This window comes from Flavisolibacter nicotianae (assembly GCF_003628535.1).
GTDB lineage: Bacteria > Bacteroidota > Bacteroidia > Chitinophagales > Chitinophagaceae > Flavisolibacter > Flavisolibacter nicotianae.
Genome location: NZ_RBCI01000002.1, coordinates 200376 through 216504 on the forward strand (window position 1 = coordinate 200376; position 16129 = coordinate 216504).

Annotated in this window: 16 protein-coding genes; 9 read left to right on the plus strand and 7 right to left on the minus strand. The window is 52.6% G+C overall.

Annotated features, from left to right (window positions below; all coding sequences use genetic code 11):
* The first annotated feature begins 113 nt into the window (after positions 1 to 113).
* The 3 genes from D6024_RS05830 to D6024_RS05840 all read left to right on the plus strand — a co-directional run bounded on the left by D6024_RS05830 (position 114) and on the right by D6024_RS05840 (position 2973).
* A complete protein-coding gene (locus D6024_RS05830; RefSeq protein ID WP_121353659.1) occupies positions 114 to 1658 on the plus strand; it encodes a serine hydrolase domain-containing protein in 1545 nt (514 codons plus the stop codon).
* Between the two features lie 28 nt (positions 1659 to 1686).
* Entirely contained in the window at positions 1687 to 2268 is a 582-nt protein-coding gene (locus tag D6024_RS05835; RefSeq protein WP_121353660.1) for a Crp/Fnr family transcriptional regulator, read from the plus strand.
* Positions 2269 to 2391: 123 nt separating this feature from the next.
* Positions 2392 to 2973, plus strand: a complete 582-nt coding sequence (locus tag D6024_RS05840; RefSeq protein WP_121353661.1) for a DinB family protein — start codon at positions 2392 to 2394, stop codon at positions 2971 to 2973.
* 59 nt (positions 2974 to 3032) lie between these two features.
* On the opposite strand, the gene D6024_RS05845 is transcribed toward D6024_RS05840, so the two are convergent.
* From D6024_RS05845 to D6024_RS05855, 3 genes are read right to left on the minus strand one after another with little or no spacing between them, the layout of a single operon-like run.
* Entirely contained in the window at positions 3033 to 3464 is a 432-nt protein-coding gene (locus D6024_RS05845; protein WP_121353662.1) for a hypothetical protein, read from the minus strand.
* Between the two features lie 29 nt (positions 3465 to 3493).
* Positions 3494 to 4645, minus strand: a complete 1152-nt coding sequence (locus D6024_RS05850) for a site-specific DNA-methyltransferase (RefSeq protein WP_121354129.1) — start codon at positions 4643 to 4645, stop codon at positions 3494 to 3496.
* Positions 4646 to 4665: 20 nt separating this feature from the next.
* Positions 4666 to 6426, minus strand: a complete 1761-nt coding sequence (locus D6024_RS05855; protein WP_162944576.1) for an AsmA family protein — start codon at positions 6424 to 6426, stop codon at positions 4666 to 4668.
* Positions 6427 to 6534: 108 nt separating this feature from the next.
* Here D6024_RS05855 and D6024_RS05860 point away from each other — a divergent pair, with 108 nt between their 5' ends.
* Positions 6535 to 7344 carry a COG4705 family protein gene (locus D6024_RS05860; RefSeq protein WP_121353664.1) on the plus strand — a complete coding sequence of 270 codons (810 nt, stop codon included), beginning with the start codon at positions 6535 to 6537 and terminating at the stop codon, positions 7342 to 7344.
* A gap of 103 nt (positions 7345 to 7447) precedes the next feature.
* Here D6024_RS05860 and D6024_RS05865 read toward each other — a convergent pair whose 3' ends face one another.
* The gene (locus D6024_RS05865) at positions 7448 to 10402 is read right to left on the minus strand and encodes a M16 family metallopeptidase (protein WP_121353665.1); all 2955 of its coding nucleotides are present in this window, start codon (positions 10400 to 10402) and stop codon (positions 7448 to 7450) included.
* 229 nt (positions 10403 to 10631) lie between these two features.
* Between D6024_RS05865 and D6024_RS05870 the strand changes: the two genes are divergently transcribed.
* Positions 10632 to 12143 carry a M20/M25/M40 family metallo-hydrolase gene (locus D6024_RS05870; RefSeq protein WP_121353666.1) on the plus strand — a complete coding sequence of 504 codons (1512 nt, stop codon included), beginning with the start codon at positions 10632 to 10634 and terminating at the stop codon, positions 12141 to 12143.
* 106 nt (positions 12144 to 12249) lie between these two features.
* Here D6024_RS05870 and D6024_RS05875 read toward each other — a convergent pair whose 3' ends face one another.
* Entirely contained in the window at positions 12250 to 12561 is a 312-nt protein-coding gene (locus D6024_RS05875; RefSeq protein ID WP_121353667.1) for a hypothetical protein, read from the minus strand.
* 160 nt (positions 12562 to 12721) lie between these two features.
* On the opposite strand from D6024_RS05875, the gene D6024_RS05880 reads away from it, so the two are divergent.
* Together D6024_RS05880 and D6024_RS05885 are read left to right on the plus strand one after the other, a co-directional pair.
* Positions 12722 to 13696, plus strand: coding sequence for a HipA family kinase (locus tag D6024_RS05880; protein ID WP_240409969.1), 975 nt, complete (start codon positions 12722 to 12724; stop codon positions 13694 to 13696).
* The gene (locus D6024_RS05885) at positions 13674 to 14057 is read left to right on the plus strand and encodes a DUF3037 domain-containing protein (RefSeq protein ID WP_121353668.1); all 384 of its coding nucleotides are present in this window, start codon (positions 13674 to 13676) and stop codon (positions 14055 to 14057) included. The genes D6024_RS05880 and D6024_RS05885 overlap by 23 nt, the downstream gene beginning before the upstream one ends.
* 35 nt (positions 14058 to 14092) lie before the next feature.
* Here D6024_RS05885 and D6024_RS26555 read toward each other — a convergent pair whose 3' ends face one another.
* Entirely contained in the window at positions 14093 to 14260 is a 168-nt protein-coding gene (locus D6024_RS26555; RefSeq protein WP_162944577.1) for a hypothetical protein, read from the minus strand.
* Positions 14261 to 14280: 20 nt separating this feature from the next.
* Between D6024_RS26555 and D6024_RS05890 the strand changes: the two genes are divergently transcribed.
* Entirely contained in the window at positions 14281 to 14940 is a 660-nt protein-coding gene (locus D6024_RS05890; protein ID WP_121353669.1) for a porin family protein, read from the plus strand.
* A gap of 168 nt (positions 14941 to 15108) precedes the next feature.
* Positions 15109 to 15555, plus strand: a complete 447-nt coding sequence (locus tag D6024_RS05895) for a DoxX family protein (RefSeq protein WP_121353670.1) — start codon at positions 15109 to 15111, stop codon at positions 15553 to 15555.
* 117 nt (positions 15556 to 15672) lie between these two features.
* Here the strand turns inward: D6024_RS05895 and D6024_RS05900 are convergent, their stop codons facing one another.
* Positions 15673 to 16083 (minus strand): response regulator, encoded by a 411-nt coding sequence (locus D6024_RS05900; RefSeq protein WP_121353671.1) that lies wholly within the window; start codon positions 16081 to 16083, stop codon positions 15673 to 15675.
* Positions 16084 to 16129: the final 46 nt, after the last annotated feature.

The window sequence follows — 16129 nt, forward strand, 5'->3', positions numbered from 1 at the left end:
GTTTTTTGCAAGGGGTTTAGCGGCTTAAAATAATACACGGCGTTTGCGGTTCAAAAGGAAAGCAATTTTGTTCCGTATTTTAAGGGCCTTATTCTTCCTTTTATTCTTCTGTTATGCATCGACGGATTTTTATTCTTGCACTTGTTTTTTGCGGCCAGCTTGGTGCCTGGGCACAGAATACGGTTGTCCGGTACCGGCAGGCTGTGTTTGCCGATCCGGCCCGCGTTGAAAAAATCAAGGCCGCCCTGCCCTTGGTCGATAGTTTGTACAAGGCCTTTGCTGCCCGGATTCATTCGCCGGGTTTTGTGTATGGCATTGTGGTCGACGGCCGGCTAATTGGCTCGGGACAAAGCGGCGTGCTGGAAACAGGAAAAAATACACCGGCAGGTTCCCAATCGGCATTTCGCATTGCGTCGATGAGCAAAAGCCTCACCGCAATGGCTATCCTGCAACTGCGGGACGCCGGCAGGCTACGGTTGGATGATCCTGTTTCGCTGTACATTCCCGCCTTTAAAACGCAGGAGTACCCGGCAGCGGATGCACCACCGGTCACCATCCACCACCTGCTGACCCATGCAGCAGGCTTTCCCGAAGACAATCCCTGGGGCGATCGTCAACTGGCGAAGACCGACCAGGAATTACTGGCCTTGCTCAGCAGGGGCATTCGTTATTCCAATGTGCCCGGTGTTGCTTATGAATACAGCAATCTTGGTTTTGCCACGCTGGGCTACATCATCAAAGCCGTTTCGGGGCAAGCGTATGACCGGTATATCACAGAACACATCCTGCAGCCGCTGGGCATGAACCATACCTATTACGAATTCACCAAGGTTCCTGCGGAGCAACTGGCGCACGGCTACCGCTGGCTCAACGGGCAATGGGTGGAACAGCCCCTGCTGCACAACGGCGTGTGGGGCGCCATGGGCGGTATGATCACGACCATCGAAGATTTTAGCAAATACCTGGCGCTGCACCAGGCTGCTTGGCCGCCACGAAGCGAGAAAGAAACGGGCCCGCTGAAACGAAGTTCGCTGCGTGAAATGCAGCAGCCCTGGAATTTTAGCGGCCTGAATGCAGCTTACGTCTATCCTTCCGGTCGTCCCTGCGCGGTGGCATCGGCCTATGCCTATGGCTTGCGGTGGCAGCGTGATTGCGAGGGCCGTGTTTCGGTAGGGCACAGCGGCGGCTTGCCCGGCTTTGGCAGCAACTGGCAAATTTTACCCGACTACGGCATTGGGGTCGTTTGCTTCAGCAACCTGACCTATGCTCCAACCACCGCTATCAACAACCAGGTGCTTGATACCCTGGTTAGGCTGGCGGGGTTGAAGCCGCGGCAGTTGCAGCCTTCATCCATCCTGGTGCAGCGCAGGGATCAACTGGTGCAATTGCTGCCGTCGTGGAAAGGGGCAGAGACGGCCGGCATTTTTGCTGAAAATTTTTTCCTGGACTATTTTCCCGATGTGTTGCGGAAAGAGGCAACGGCCATATTTGAAAAAGCGGGAAAGATCCTCCGTGTGGGTGAGGTGGTACCCGAGAATGGCTTGCGCGGCTCCTTTGTGCTGGAAGGCGAAAAGGCGAATGTGGAAGTCAGTTTTACCCTTACACCGGAGAACCCGCCGCTGATCCAGGAATACCACATTCGCGAACGGAAAAACTAACGGTACGGAGAAATTTTTCGCGTTCACGATGGAAACAGAAAGACTCAAAAAATTCCTTTTGCAAGTGCACCCGCTTTCCGAAGAGGAACTGGCAGCACTTACGGCCACCTGGCAACCGCTGACGGTGAAGCGGAAGGTGGTGCTCACCGCGGCCGGTGAAACCGAACGGTACCTGTATTTTGTCCTGGAGGGTATACAGCGTGCCTTTTACCTGGGTGACGACAACAAAGAAGCCACCATCGTGTTTACCTACCCGCCATCGTTCAGCGGTGTGGCCGATAGTTTTCTCACGCAAACCCCCTCCTTGTATTTTCTGGAAACACTGACGGCCAGCCGGCTGCTGCGTATGCACCACGATGAACTTACTGCGCTGATGGAACGGTATCCCGCCGTGCGGCAGCTGTTTTTCAAGGCCTCCGCTTTTGCACTCAAGGGCGCACTGGAGCGGCATATAGAATTGCAATGTTTTACCAATGAAGAAAAGTTCCGAACGCTGTTCCGGCGAAGCCCGCACCTGTTAAACCTGGTGCCGCACAAGTACCTGGCTTCTTATCTTGGTATCGACGCCACCAACTTCAGCAAGCTGCTGGCAAGGGTAAAGATTGAGTAAGACCTGTAAGACATCGATGCAACCGTTTTAGCGCTCCCGTTTTTTCTGTTCCGTCGAAAACTTGGTATTCACCAAGATTCCTGTCTGCCCCTGTTTTCATTTTTGCGTTACTAAAACAACAAGATGAATTACAACAGTCGTTCTTTGGTAGACAGCCTGCAGGCCGATGTGCGCAGCCTTATTTTACAGGTCAATCAATTGCAGATATTGCCGGCTTACCTGTTACAAGCACAACCCGCTTTTCAGCAGTGGAGCCCGGCACAGATACTGGAGCACCTGAATATGTATGCACGGCATTACATCCAAGCGATGGAAGAAGGTTTGCACCTGAACCAACAACCTGCCGCCACGAAATTTCGTCCGGGCTGGCTGGGCAACTATTTTACAAGGCTGATGATGCCGGAAGAAAACGGCAGCGTGAAAAACAAAATGAAGGCGCCAAAGCAGGCCATCCCCGCGTCACAGCCCGATGCCGAAATGCAGGTAGCGGAGTTCCTGCAGCACCAGCACCATTTGCTCAACCTGCTGGAAATTGCCAAAGGCGCCGACCTCGCGTCGGTACGTATCCCCACGACTTTGCACAAACTGGTACGCCTGAAACTTGGCGACACCTTCCGGTTTTTTATTGCACACGAGCAACGGCATTTTTTACAACTGCAAAATGCGTTGGCGATACTGGAAAAGAGAATGCACGTGGAGGCATAACCATTGAAATGGAGGCTGTGTTTGGCCATGCGCCTTCGCGGTTTGCGGAGCATATACCCTTACTTTTTCAGCAACTGGCCGAACCGTTTCAGGTCGGCCAGTTCGGCCGGAGAAAGCGGTTGGTTGTTGTTGTATTTCGATTGGAGAAAACGTACGGTTTTGTGCTGCGGGTATTTGGCCAGGATGGCTTCAATAAGCTGGCCCGTGCTTTCATCTTTTTGATAAAGCGGTGTGCTTTCTTTTGGTGCTTCCGACTTTGTGCGGTTGGGCATTTTGTTGATCATGGCTTCCAGCGACGCCAGCTTGCCCGGTGCGAGGTCTTCAATTTTTTGCGCTTTGGCGTAAAGACCCTGCAACTGGCCTTTGGTCAGCCAGCCACGGCTGATGTATTGTTTGTACAGGCTAATGATAAAGGACGAAACGGGGTAGGCGAGAATACAGGCTTCCAGTACTTCGTTCACAATGTCGATACTGCCTTTTTTGTGTTCCATTCGGTTGTTTGCGCAAGGGGTTGGTGATTTCAGGAGGCGGGCCTTTTTTCTTCCGGCGATTGTTCGTTGCTTCTTTCCGCTTCTTCCTGCACGATTGCGGGCTCAAGGTACGCCGCTTCGTATTGGTGTCGCAACTGATCGATGCAAATCGTTTCGTCGTTGCGTTTCACATACCAGAACAGCCAGCCGTTGCCGGTGTCTTTTTTCTGGATGGCAGCGCTGATCTTGTGAATGGAACCGGTGATGCCGTCGTGCTCCAGTGAGGCATCGGCCAGCACGATCGCCACCTGCTTTCCATCCCTGCTGAACAACGGCTCGCCGGTTGCGATGTAGCCCTTCTCTACCAGGTTGCCAAACGACACCCGAGGCTTACGGTTTTCCATCTTGTATACTAGTAGCGAATGATCGAGAGGTTCAATTGTTTTCAGCCGCTCGTGGGCAATCCGAATGTAAAACGCGTCGCGTTCAAAGGCAATGAAATTCCGCCCCAGGCGCTTGGCTACCGCCGCCGTTGTGCCGCTGCCGGAAAAAGGATCCAGCACGACGTCGCCGGGATTGGACGTGGAAAGAATCACCCGTTGCAACAGCGCTTCGGGCTTTTGCGTGGAGTGTGCTTTTTCTCCGTTTACCCTGATCCGTTCACTACCGGTGCAAATCGGGATCAACCAGTCGCTGCGCATTTGCAGGTCGTCGTTTGCGGTCTTCATGGAGCGGTAGTGAAACGTGTAAAGCGAGTCTTTGGAACGGGTGGCCCAGATCAGTGTTTCGTGTGCATTGTTGAACCGTGTGCCCTTGAAATTGGGCATGGGATTGGTCTTTACCCACACCACGTCGTTCAGCAGCCAAAAGTCCAGGTCCTGCATGATGGCGCCAACCCTGAATATGTTGTGATAGGTACCGATGACCCAGATGCTGCCGTTGGTCTTCAACACGCGGCGACATTCGCTTAGCCAGGCACGACAGAATTTGTCGTAGGCCTGGGTTGATTCGAACTTGTCCCAGGTATCATCCACTGCATCCACCCTGGTAAAGTTGGGCCGGTACAACTCGCCGTTTAACTGCAGGTTGTAGGGCGGGTCGGCGAAAATGAGGTCAACCGAATTGGCCGGCAGCATTTGCAACAGGTCGATGCAGTCGCCTTGAACGAACGTGTTCAGCGGAAAGGGGCCAATTTTCGACATGGCAGGGGGTTTCAACAAATTTACTGTTTTGCCGCTGTTTGTTTTTTATAGGCCAGTTTCGTTGGGGCACCGATCGATTTGAGCACGCCGACGAGGATGGTCTTCCACACGAGCATCATAAAGCCGCCGGTCGGGTCGCGTTGAAAACTGCCCTGCTCCACTCGCGGTGTTTTCCCACCTTTTGGATTGTCTTTTTTTAACACCACCAGGTTGGCCAGGAGCGAGGTGACGTCTTTTTTGTCCAGTGTTGTTTTGCCCTGGTCTTTTTCGAGCAAGGCCAGCTTTAAATCGTTGTAAAGCACCTGCACGGTTCCGCTGGCACCCGTTTCGTCACCCCTGATGGTGGCGTCAAGTTTTTTCAGTTCACCTTTTTCCACCCTCATCATTCCCAGCGGCGCTGTAAAAGAATTCAACAGACTCCCGGCATATGGCGTCGCTGAATGAACGGAGGCGGAAAAGCGGCCGGATTTTGCCCGGCGCATGTCGAATTCAAACCGTGCCCGCACGGGAACCTGGTGCATGAGCAAAGCGGTTCCGTTGACCACGACCGGTGCTTTGTTTTGGTTGCCGGCATTGGTAATATCCATCGACGCATTATCGAAATAAATGGTTCCGCTTTGTTGTGAAAGCGGATTGTACTCCTCGTACGATAGATCGAGGTTGCGGATCTTTATTCGGGCAATATCCAGTTTAAACGGAAGTTTCAGCAACAACTGGTTGGGAAAGTTGCCCAGCTTTTTTTTCGACGGGAGGCTGCGGTTAAAATACACCGAGAATTTTCCACCTCTCATTTCTACTTCAGTAGCCAGCACGTCTTCTTCGTTGAGCAGAGACCACCAGTCCACGCCGGTCAGGGTAACCGTCGGAATGGAAAGCCCGTACATTTCCTTTGCCTGCTTCTGCTTTTTGACAAAGGCCTGCTTGCTAAGCGGTGAACCAAAGGAAAATTTGTTTAACGTGATCTGCTTTTGTGCCGCATTCACCGAAACGCCGGCGATCTTCAGGTTGTACAAGCCGTCTTTTGTTCTGCTGCTATAATCGTGAAAATCGAGGCGGGCTTCTTTTGCAAAAAGAAAGCGGCTTTTATCCGCCCGGGTTTCTTCGTTGAGCAGGATGTCTTTCATCAGCACCTGCACGTTGGCAAATCGTTTCGTTGTACCCTTTTGTTTGTCGTGCACACTGATGTTGCCATCCTGCACAACCAGCTTGTCCAGCGAGAGTTTTTGCATTTCTTTCAGGAAGCGTTGCGTGAAGTCGCATTCGGGTTTTGTCCTGCCGGCTTTGTAATGCACGATTTCGATCTCGGGGTTCACCAGTTTCACGAGTTTGTAATCCATGGTTTTGCTGGTGATGGCGTCGTCGAGGTTCACGCCTTCGATGTGCAAATTTTTAAACGCAAATGTGAAAACGTCATCGGGCAAAAGCCCCGATGCTTTCAGGGCTTCAAGCTGTTTTGCGTCCGGACGAACCGTTACGTTTCGCAACGCAATGGTGGATGCCAGCACATCTACTGTCAAATCGCCAACGGTCAGCTCGTACAAACCATTTGAACTTTTTTTCAGCAGTTGCTGCAGGCGTTCAACAAAGTGCGGACGCAGGTCGAGGGCGGAGACTTTTTTACCTCCTAGCGTATCTGTTTTTTTCCCTTCACGCACAAGATTATTGCCCGTGGCTTTTTCCTCGTCGCGGATAGTGGCACGCAGGTAAACCTGTACCGCAAAATAACCGGCAATGAGCAGCAGGGCCGGGGAGAGCAGCAAAAGAAGTCGTTTCCTGGACATCACCGGAAGGATTTCAAAAGGCAAGCCAGAACAGTCTCGTGCCGCCAAAGCCGCACAACGCTTGTATCATGGCATCAAGGTTGTAAAGGTTGGGGGAAATGATGCCTCATGAACAAGCTCGTATCCGAAACAGAATATAGCTGGAACAAGATTCCGCTGCTCACGCTTTTATTCTGGATCATGAAAATAACGGCCACAACGCTGGGCGAAACCGGCGGCGACCTGGTGGCGCAAACGCTTAACGTCGGTTATGCGGTGAGCACACTGATCTTTTTGGGTTTTTTCCTCGTGGTGCTGACGCTGCAGCTCCTGGCCAAACGCTACATTCCACCCATTTACTGGGCCGTGATCGTGGCAACGAGTACCGCGGGAACAACCATGTCGGATTACATGGACGGAACGTTGCAGCTTGGTTATGCCAAGGGTGCCATGCTGCTTGTTTCCCTTCTCATTGTAGTTCTGTTGATATGGAAGATGGTGGAGAAGAGTTTGTCGGTGAACCGAATCAGCAGCTTTCGCGGCGAAATTTTTTACTGGCTGGCGATTCTTGTTTCCAATACCCTGGGTACGGCGCTGGGCGATTTTCTTGCCGATGATTCCGGGCTGGGTTTCGGTGGCAGTGCGCTGCTCATTACGGCTGCGCTGGTGTTGGTTGTGCTGGCCTACTTCTTTACAAAAATCTCCCGTGTTGTGCTGTTCTGGATTGCGTTTGTGCTGACCCGTCCTTTTGGCGCCACCTTTGGCGACCTGCTAACCAAGCCGCACGAACAAGGCGGGCTTGCTTACGGCACAAAGGGGTCGTCGCTTATTCTGTTGGTGTTGCTGATCGGTCTCGTGATTTACGAAATGGTGCGGCAATCGAAGCAGGCGGGTGGTGAACGGTACAGCCACCAGCGGGTGAAGGTCGTAACGCGGTAACCCGCTTTAATGCTGCTTGTTCAACGGCAGTGGAGCGAAAAATTTTACCGAAGAAAAAAGGGCTGCCGTTGCGGGCAGCCCTTTGCGTTTTTTGCGAACAGGGTTAGAAGGCCCTGCTCACATTTTCGTATCCGAACAGGTCATCTACGGCCACTTTTTTCACCTCCCCGTATTTCTTCAGGTCGTCTACATTGATCTTTTTTTCCGAGGCAATCACGGTGTACGTGAACGGCTGGTTCTGGAACTGCTGCTGGTGGTAAGCGGCAATATCGGCCAGTGTCAGTTTGTCGAGTTCATTGTACACGGTCTTGCGCACATCTTCCGTCAGGCCTTTCTTCTTTGCATTCAGGTAGCTGAAGATGATGGCGTCTTTGGTGATGCGCTGTGTTTCGATGTCTTTTTTCTGACTCTTCACTGCGTTCACAAAATTCTGCTCTGTCTTCGGCATTTCCTTCAGCAGGTCGTTCATGCCGTTGATGGCATCGTTCATCTTGTCGGCCTGGCTGCCCACGTACCCCACAAAGGTGTAATCGTCTTCCTTCTTGGCCGGGGTCTGCACAAACGCATAGGTTGAGTAGGCCAGCGCTTTTGATTCGCGGATGGTCTGGAACACAACGGAACTCATGCCACCACCGAAATAGTTGTTGTACAAGTTGATCTTGGCCGTGCTTTTCGGATCGTACTGGCCGAGGTCACGCACCCAGTAGATCTCCGATTGCACCGCATCGTAATCGTTGAACAGAACCTGGTTGGCTGCTTGTTTCAATGGTTTGAACTGAACGGCTTTGGGGGCCGCTGTCCATGCTTTGGGCATTGGGTGAAGCCTGCTGATGTCGGCACTCAGTTTGGCCAGGGGTGAAGGACCATAGTAAAGCACGTCGTGCTTGTACGACGGCAGCGCATGCAGCAGCGCGACAAGGTCTTCGGCCCTGAGTGATTTGATCTCTTCGTTTGTCAGTACATAATTGAACGGGTTGTTGGCTCCGTACACTGCGTAGTCGCGGATCGCAGCAGCAATCGCCTGTTTGTTGGTCTTGTTGTTGGCGCGGCTTTTCAGCAGGCGGTCTTTCAGCGCTTCCAGTGCTTTTTCATCTGCCTGGCAATTGCGCAGCAGGTGTTCGAACAGGGCTACCGACTGGTCGAAGTTTTCCTGCAGGCCGCTGATGGTGATGGTGGTTTCTTCGTTGGCCGCATTGGCAGAAAAGCTGCTCGCCAGGTTGTAAAACTGCTTGGTGATGTCTTCGGCCGTGTATTTCTCGGTACCCAAAAACTGCAGGTACTGCAGTGCAATGGGAAGCATGCGGTTGTTGAAATTGCCCATGCTGAAATAATAGTTCAGGCGGAACAGGCTGTTGTCTTTGTTGGGAACAGTCAACACGTCGGCCAGTCCGGCTTTTCCTTTCTGGATGTCTTTGTTGTAATCCATCCATACCGGCTGGGTGGGCGCCAACGCATCTTTGGTGATCGATTTTACAAAATCGGATTGTTTGCCGGCATTGGTTTCTACCGGGGTGATGGCCGGCTTTTCCACCTTCACGATGTTTTTGTCTTCGCCTTTGCGTTTATAGATCACCGCATAGTTGTCGGCGAGGAAAAAGCGGTTGGCAAAATCCACGATCTCTTTCTTGGTTACCTTGGCCATGTCGTCCAGTTGCGCCACGTTTTTATCCCATCCCTGTCCGCGGTTTTTGATAAACTGGTCCACGATGTCTTCCACGCGGTTGGCGTTGTTTTCCATCGCTGTCAGTTGGCTCAGTTTGTAGTTGGCCACGATGGCCTTGATCAGCGATTCGTCGAACTCGCCCTTTTTCAGCTTGTCAATTTGCTCCAGCAAAATGTCTTTCACCTGTTCCAGCGTCTGACCCTGTTTTGGATTGGCCAGCAGCACAAACACGCCGTAGTCTTTGTATTGACGCACACCGGCGCTGGCACCGAGCACTTTCTGGCTCTTGTTTAAATTCAGGTCCAGCAGACCGGCTTTGCCGTTAGCAAGGATGGAAGAGGTAAGGTCGGCCAAAAAGGCTTCACGTGAGTTGGACGGACCGGTGCGGTATACAATGCGCATGGTTTCGGCCGAAGGACCATAGATCTCTTTTACCACGGCGCCTTTCACCGGTGCTTCCACAGGGCCTTTGTATTCTTCCACCGGTTTGGGCTGCATGTAATTGAAAGCAGCGTCCACCTTTTTGATCACTTCGTCCGGGTTGAAATCTCCCGCCAGCACAATGGCCATGTTGTTGGGCACATAGAATTTGTAGTAGTACTCGCGGATCGCTTTCAGGGAAGGATTTTTCAGGTGCTCGATGGTGCCAATGGTGGTTTGCTGCCCGTAGTTGTGCGTGGGGAACAGCAGGCTATGCATAGCTTCCTGCACCTTCCAGCCGTCGTTGTCGAGCGAACGGTTTTTCTCTTCGTATACGGCTTCCAGTTCCGTGTGAAAAATGCGGAAAATCGGTTGACGGAAGCGTTCGGACTGGATGGTTAAGAATTTATCCAGCGCAGTGGCGGGAATGTTTTCTTCGTACACCGTTTCCTCCACCCAGGTATGGGCGTTGGTGCCCTGCGAACCGAGAGCCGCCATCATCTTGTCGTACTCGTTGGCAATGGCGTATTTGGCAGCAATACCCGACACGCTGTCAATGGTGTGGTAGATGGTTTTGCGTTGTGCTGCATCCGTGGTCGAGTTGTACTGCTCGTAAAGATTGTCTACCTGGTCGAGGTAAGGCTTTTCCTGTGCCCAGTTGAGCGAACCAAATTTGTCAGTGCCCTTGAACAGGAGGTGTTCGAGGTAGTGCGCAAGGCCGGTGTGATCTTTGGGATCGGTGTTGCTGCCGGTACGCACCGGGATGCGAACGGCAATGCGGGGCTCTTTTTTGTTGGGCGATAGGGCGACCGTCAGACCGTTCTTCAACGTGTAAAAACGGGTTCCCATCGGGTCGTTGGTAACATACCTGTACGTGTAGCCGCCAGCGGTAGCGGTCTTCCATTCGTACTTTTTTTGTGCCTGTGCCGCGGTGCTAACCACAAGCAGCAGGAGAAACAAGTGCGTAAACTTCATGCTGTGTTTATTTTGAAAAAGAATAAGCGGATGTTTTGTTATCCAGTCTGTTGGTGCCGTTCCGGTTGCAGGGAGAAAGGACGTAATATAAGTCCGGAACGGCTGACAACGGTTACCACTCATCATAAAATATTTTGAAAGGCGGAGCCGGATACGCTTTGTGTTGGCCGTTCGCGAAAGGTGGTGTAAAATCGTTACCGTAGTTTCGGTTCCCTAATTCCACCTGCACATGAAAAGTTTCCTGTTCCCGGTTGCCGTTCTTTTCTCGCTGGCGGGCAAAGCGCAGCCGGTTGCACAATTCGTCCGGCAAAACAAGGCGCAACTCCTCGACGAATATGTTCGCTTTCTTTCGATACCCAACGTGTCTGCCGATACGCCCAACATTCGCAGAAACACTGCCTTTATCCGCGAAATGATGGAACGAAGGGGAATCCGGGTGCAACTGCTGCAGGGAACCACGCCGGGTGTGACACCGGCTGTTTTCGGCGAGATCAAAACCCCGGGTGCCGCGAGAACACTGGGTTTTTATGCCCACTACGACGGGCAGCCCGTCAACCCGAAGCAATGGCACGAAGGACTGGCGCCATTCGAGCCGGTGGTGCTGACAGCACCGCTGGAAAGCGGTGGAAAAATTGTCGGGCCGTACAAAGCCGGCGAACCGGTTGACGACAGTTACCGCATTTCGGGCCGCGGCAGTGCCGATGATAAAGCAGGAGTCATGGTCATCCTGAACGCCTACGATGCGCTGGTGAAAACCGGTGCAAAGCTTTCCGCCAACATCAGGTTCCTGTTCGAAGGGGAAGAAGAAGTCGGCTCCATTCACCTCGACGAAATTTTTCGCCGGCACAAAGACCTGCTCACCGCCGACGCCTGGATTGTGGTAGACGGGCCAAAGCACATCACGGGCAGGAAGACCCTTTCGTTTGGTGTTCGGGGCGACGTGAACATGGCGTTGACGGTCTATGGCGCCAGGCGTCCGCTCCACAGCGGGAATTACGGCAACTGGGCGCCCAACCCGGCTTTGCGGCTGGTGCAACTGCTTGCTTCCCTAAAAGACGAAAACGGGAACGTGCTGGTGAAAGATTTTTACGCCGACGTGACACCGTTGTCACCGCGGGAAAAACAGGCGCTCGCCCAACTCCCCAACAGCGATTCGCTGCTGAAAAAAGAACTGGGCCTGAAAGACCCGGAAATGCCTGGCCGCTCCCTTGCCGAAGGGCTCATGGTGCCAACGCTCAACATCAACGGCATCCAGAGTGCCAATGTGGGCGCACAGGCCAGCAACGTGATCCCGGCAAAGGCGGAAGCCGTACTGGACCTGCGGCTCGTGAAAGGCAACGACTGGCGGCGACAGGTGCAAAAAGTCGTTGATCATATCAAAAGCCGGGGCTTTACAGTAATAGACCATGAGCCAACCGATGAAGAGCGGGCCGCGTCGGCAAAGCTGGTAAAGATTACAATGGACCACGGTTATAATGCACAACGCACATCCATGGACCTGCCCATCGCAAGGGCCGTGCAGGAGGCAGTACAGTCGACCACCAACGACCCGCTGGTGCTGGTGCCTTCGGCGGGTGGCAGTCTTCCGCTTTACCTGTTTGAAGACGTCCTCCAGTCAAAGGTGATGGTTCTTTCCATTGCGAATTACGACAACAACCAGCACGCGGAAAATGAAAATGTGCGGATTGGGTTCTTGTGGGAAGGCATCGAAACCGTCGCCGCCGTGATGCGGATGAAATAGCACGCCGGCTTCTGCTCTTTTTTGCGCCGGGCCACGGCTGTAAATGACAAGAACACACCAGGGTGTGTTCTTGCAAAAGTCAACAGTGATCCGTATGGATAAGGGCTCAGGCCTCTTTTTCCCAGGGCAAATACGCTTCGTACTCGATGCTGCCTTTGATGAGGCGAGCTTCCACGTATTCGTAGGTGGATGGCCGTTTGCGGAAGCTTCCTTTCTCGACAATTTCCAGGAAACCATGAATGGTGTCGTCGTCGGGAATGGGGAAAGCAAGGTTGCCAAGCGAGGTTTTGATCTTTAGCATCAGCTTCTGGCTTTCATTGAAAATAATGGTGACGTAAGCGTCAAACGTGAAGCGCAGTCCGTCCTGGCGTTTGAAGACGGTACCGAATTGGGGACATTGGATTATTTCGACATGCATGGGGCGAAAGTAAAAGTGGGCGGTTTCATATCCAATTGCACTATTACGGAAAAATTTTGGTGGTTCTACGGCGGCAATCCGGCGCTGTTTTGGAAGATATTAAAGGTAAATTCTCGCATCGGTACGAGTGGTTTTTTGAGCGGGCAACTGCGGAAACTGCGTGATTTACGATTCCGGTATTGGGAAGCGTCTTTTTCCGGCGGATGTGCAGTTGCCTGCTCCTTGCCTGTGGCAATGCAAACCGCTTCATCCTGCCGGCATTTTTTACCTGGGAAAGCCGCCATCAACCGGATTTGAAACCTGCTTTGCGAAAGCGGTTACATTTGCGCAAAGCAAAGCAGATATGGACCAGGAGTTGTCGCTCCGAACGGTGACGGTTACACGCTACGTTACACCTTTGCGGGAAGGCGGTTCGCTGCCGGCCATTGTGGAGGCAGATGACGAGTTTTTGTATGCGCTCAAGTTTCGCGGGGCCGGCCAGGGGGTAAAGGCCCTGGTAGCAGAGTTGCTCGGTGGCGAAATTGCCAGGGCGCTGGGACTTCGGGTGCCGGAGATCGTGTTTGCCCAGGTCGACCCGGCCTTTGGCCGCACGGAGCCGGACGAAGAAATCCAGGACCTGCTCAAGGCCAGCGCTGGTTTGAACCTTGCCTTGCATTACCTGTCCGGTGCCATCACGTTCGACCCTGTGGTGACAACCATTGACGCCACGCTGGCCTCGCAGATCGTGTGGCTGGATTGCTTCCTGACCAACGTGGATCGTACGCCGCGGAACACCAACCTGCTGATGTGGCACAAGGAACTTTGGCTGATCGACCATGGCGCTTCGCTTTATTTTCATCACAGCTGGGACAACTGGAAAGAACAATCGGAGCGGCCTTTTGTGCAGGTGAAAGACCATGTGCTTTTGCCCTGGGCCAGCGAGATGGAGACGATCGACCAGCAGTCCAGGAAAATCCTGACTCCCGAACGGATCGCCGCCATTGTTGGCCTGCTACCCGACGACTGGATCAACACGGATTCTTACCCGGCAGACGTCGATGTGCGAAAGGTCTACGAGGACTTTTTGCGCAACCGTCTTACTCATTCTTCCACCTTTGTAAAAGAAGCGCAGCATGCCCGGAAAGCATTTGTTTGAATATGCCGTGGTGCGGGTGGTGCCGAAGGTTGAGCGGGAAGAGTTTCTCAACGTAGGCATTGTGCTTTACTGCAAGCAGCACCGCTACCTGCACACTTTTTTCCACCTCGATGAGGAACGCCTGAAAGCGTTTGCTCCTTCGCTCGATCTTGCCGAGGTGCAGGCTTACCTGGCGGCGTTTGAAAAGATAAGCCAGGGCGCCAAAGACGGCGGACCCATTGCCAAACTAGACCTGCCGTCCCGCTTTCGCTGGCTGACCGCTACCCGCAGCACCATCGTGCAGGTTTCCAAAACCCATGTGGGTCTGTGTGAGGACCTGGAAAAAGCCGGGCAAAAATTGCTGGAGCAATTAGTGCTTTGAGGTTATTCCGTGTTCGACGTTTGACGTTGGATCGTTCAGCCTTCATTCTTTTCCTGACGAAACAGCAACAGAAAAGGGAGAACAGAACCCTCGGCAACCAGCATCAAAGCCTGAACAGGCGAGCCCTTGTTAAAGAAATCTTCATTAACAATTGCTAACAAAAGATGGGTAAAGGTTTGCTCCAGATTTGGCAGAACGGCCAAATCAACGTTCCCTCCATTTTATGAAAAAACATTTATTCTTCCTGTCCTTCCTCTTTGTTTCGGGAGCCGTGATGGCGCAATCAAAACCTTCGTTCGGTGTCCGTGTAGGCGTGGTCAATTCATCCATGAGCGGCGATGCCGTCAATAATTTTCAAAACCTCCTGACCTATACCGGCGGGGCTGTTACCTCGCACAGCAAAACCGGCTTTTACGGTGGCGGCTTTGTTTCCATTCCCGTGTCGGAAAACTTTTCGGTTGAGCCGGGACTTACGTATACCCAAAAAGGATATGAGCTGAGAGGAAGCCTGGGCATCAAGGGCACCGATATCATTGGCGGCAAGTCGCAGCTCGACCTGGCCTATATTGAAATGCCCGTTCTGGCAAAGGCGACGATCAGCGGCCTGCAACTCTTTGCCGGTCCGCAGGTCGGCTACCTGGCCAGCGCTAACTTGCATACAACCGCCGGCGTTTTCGGTTTCAATTTTATCAACGATAAGCGGGATGTGAAAGACCAGTTCAATCCCTGGGATGTGTCGCTGACCGGTGGTGTTGGCTACCAGTTCGGCAATGGCTTTAGCATCAATGCAGCCTATGATCACGGGCTGTCGAAGGTCAATTCGGGCCAAAGCATTCAGGCCTACAACCAGGCCGTAAAAGTGGGTGTGGGCTTCCGTTTTTAATCCGGACAAAACAATCTCTTCGGGCAGCCGCTTTGGAAACAAGGCGGCTGTTTTTTTTGAGCGGCTTGCAAGTGGCCGGCACCGTTTCCATGACTGCGAAATAAGGCGGATAAAAGGCCACCGGAAACGCCTGACATGGCGTAACTTTATTATATTAAATCAGTGGTTATGAACCAGCACATTATCTCGCGGATCGCCATTTACATCCTAGCCTCTGTTATGTTTTATTTTGGCATCCGGCATTTGCTTTATCCCGATGTATTGGTTGTTTCTGTACCGGATTTTTTGCCTGGTGGCAAGTTTTGGGTTTATCTCACCGGTGTGGCATTTATCCTGGCCGCGCTTTCCTTTTTCGTCAATGTATGGGTACGAACAGCAGCCTACATGTTGGCCTTGCTGCTGTTTGTCATTGTCCTGACCATACACCTGCCCAATTACCTGCAAACGGCCGATAAAGCGTACCAGCAAATGGCCCTGACCAATTTGCTCAAGGACGCGGCTCTTGCTGCCTTTGCTCTCTACATTGCCAGCAATGCCAGGCATCAGCGAATCCTGGAAGAAACCGAAGTGGAGGAGGAGATCAAAGCAATCAGGATCGAACCCGAGCCGATGTAATCCGGCCGGCGCCTCTCACAAAAGAACCATCGTTCTTCAGCGCTGGCTGATTAAATCATGCTTACTCCAAAGCATTCCCCAGTCCCCTTTTACAAGCCTTTTTTCCGTTCGTGTGATCTAGCGGGTCACACCGGCAGGGTTCATCACAACCACCGCAGGTTGCGGAAACAGCGCGGCAATTTTTTGCTGCACAAATTCAGGCGGAAAAGGTTTGGCTATAAAATCATCGGCATCAAAGCGCATCACACGACTGGTGGGACAGCAGTAGCCCGACATCAGCATCACCTTCGTTCTGTCGGCTTCAGGCCCGTGCTTGATCTTCCAGCAAAGCTGGCGGCCGTCTTCTCCATTTACGTTGATGTCTATAATGACCAGTTCGGGTTTGAAAAGCGACAGGACATATTCGGCTTCCGAAAGTGAAACGGCTGACTCTACTACAAATCCATGTTGCTGGAGTTTGCGCTCCATGAGCATCAGCAGGTCAATGTCGTCGTCTACCACTAAAATCTTCACTCCATTTTTCTGCATAAAACAACAGTTAAAACAGTTACACAATCCTGCTGGCCGGTACGAA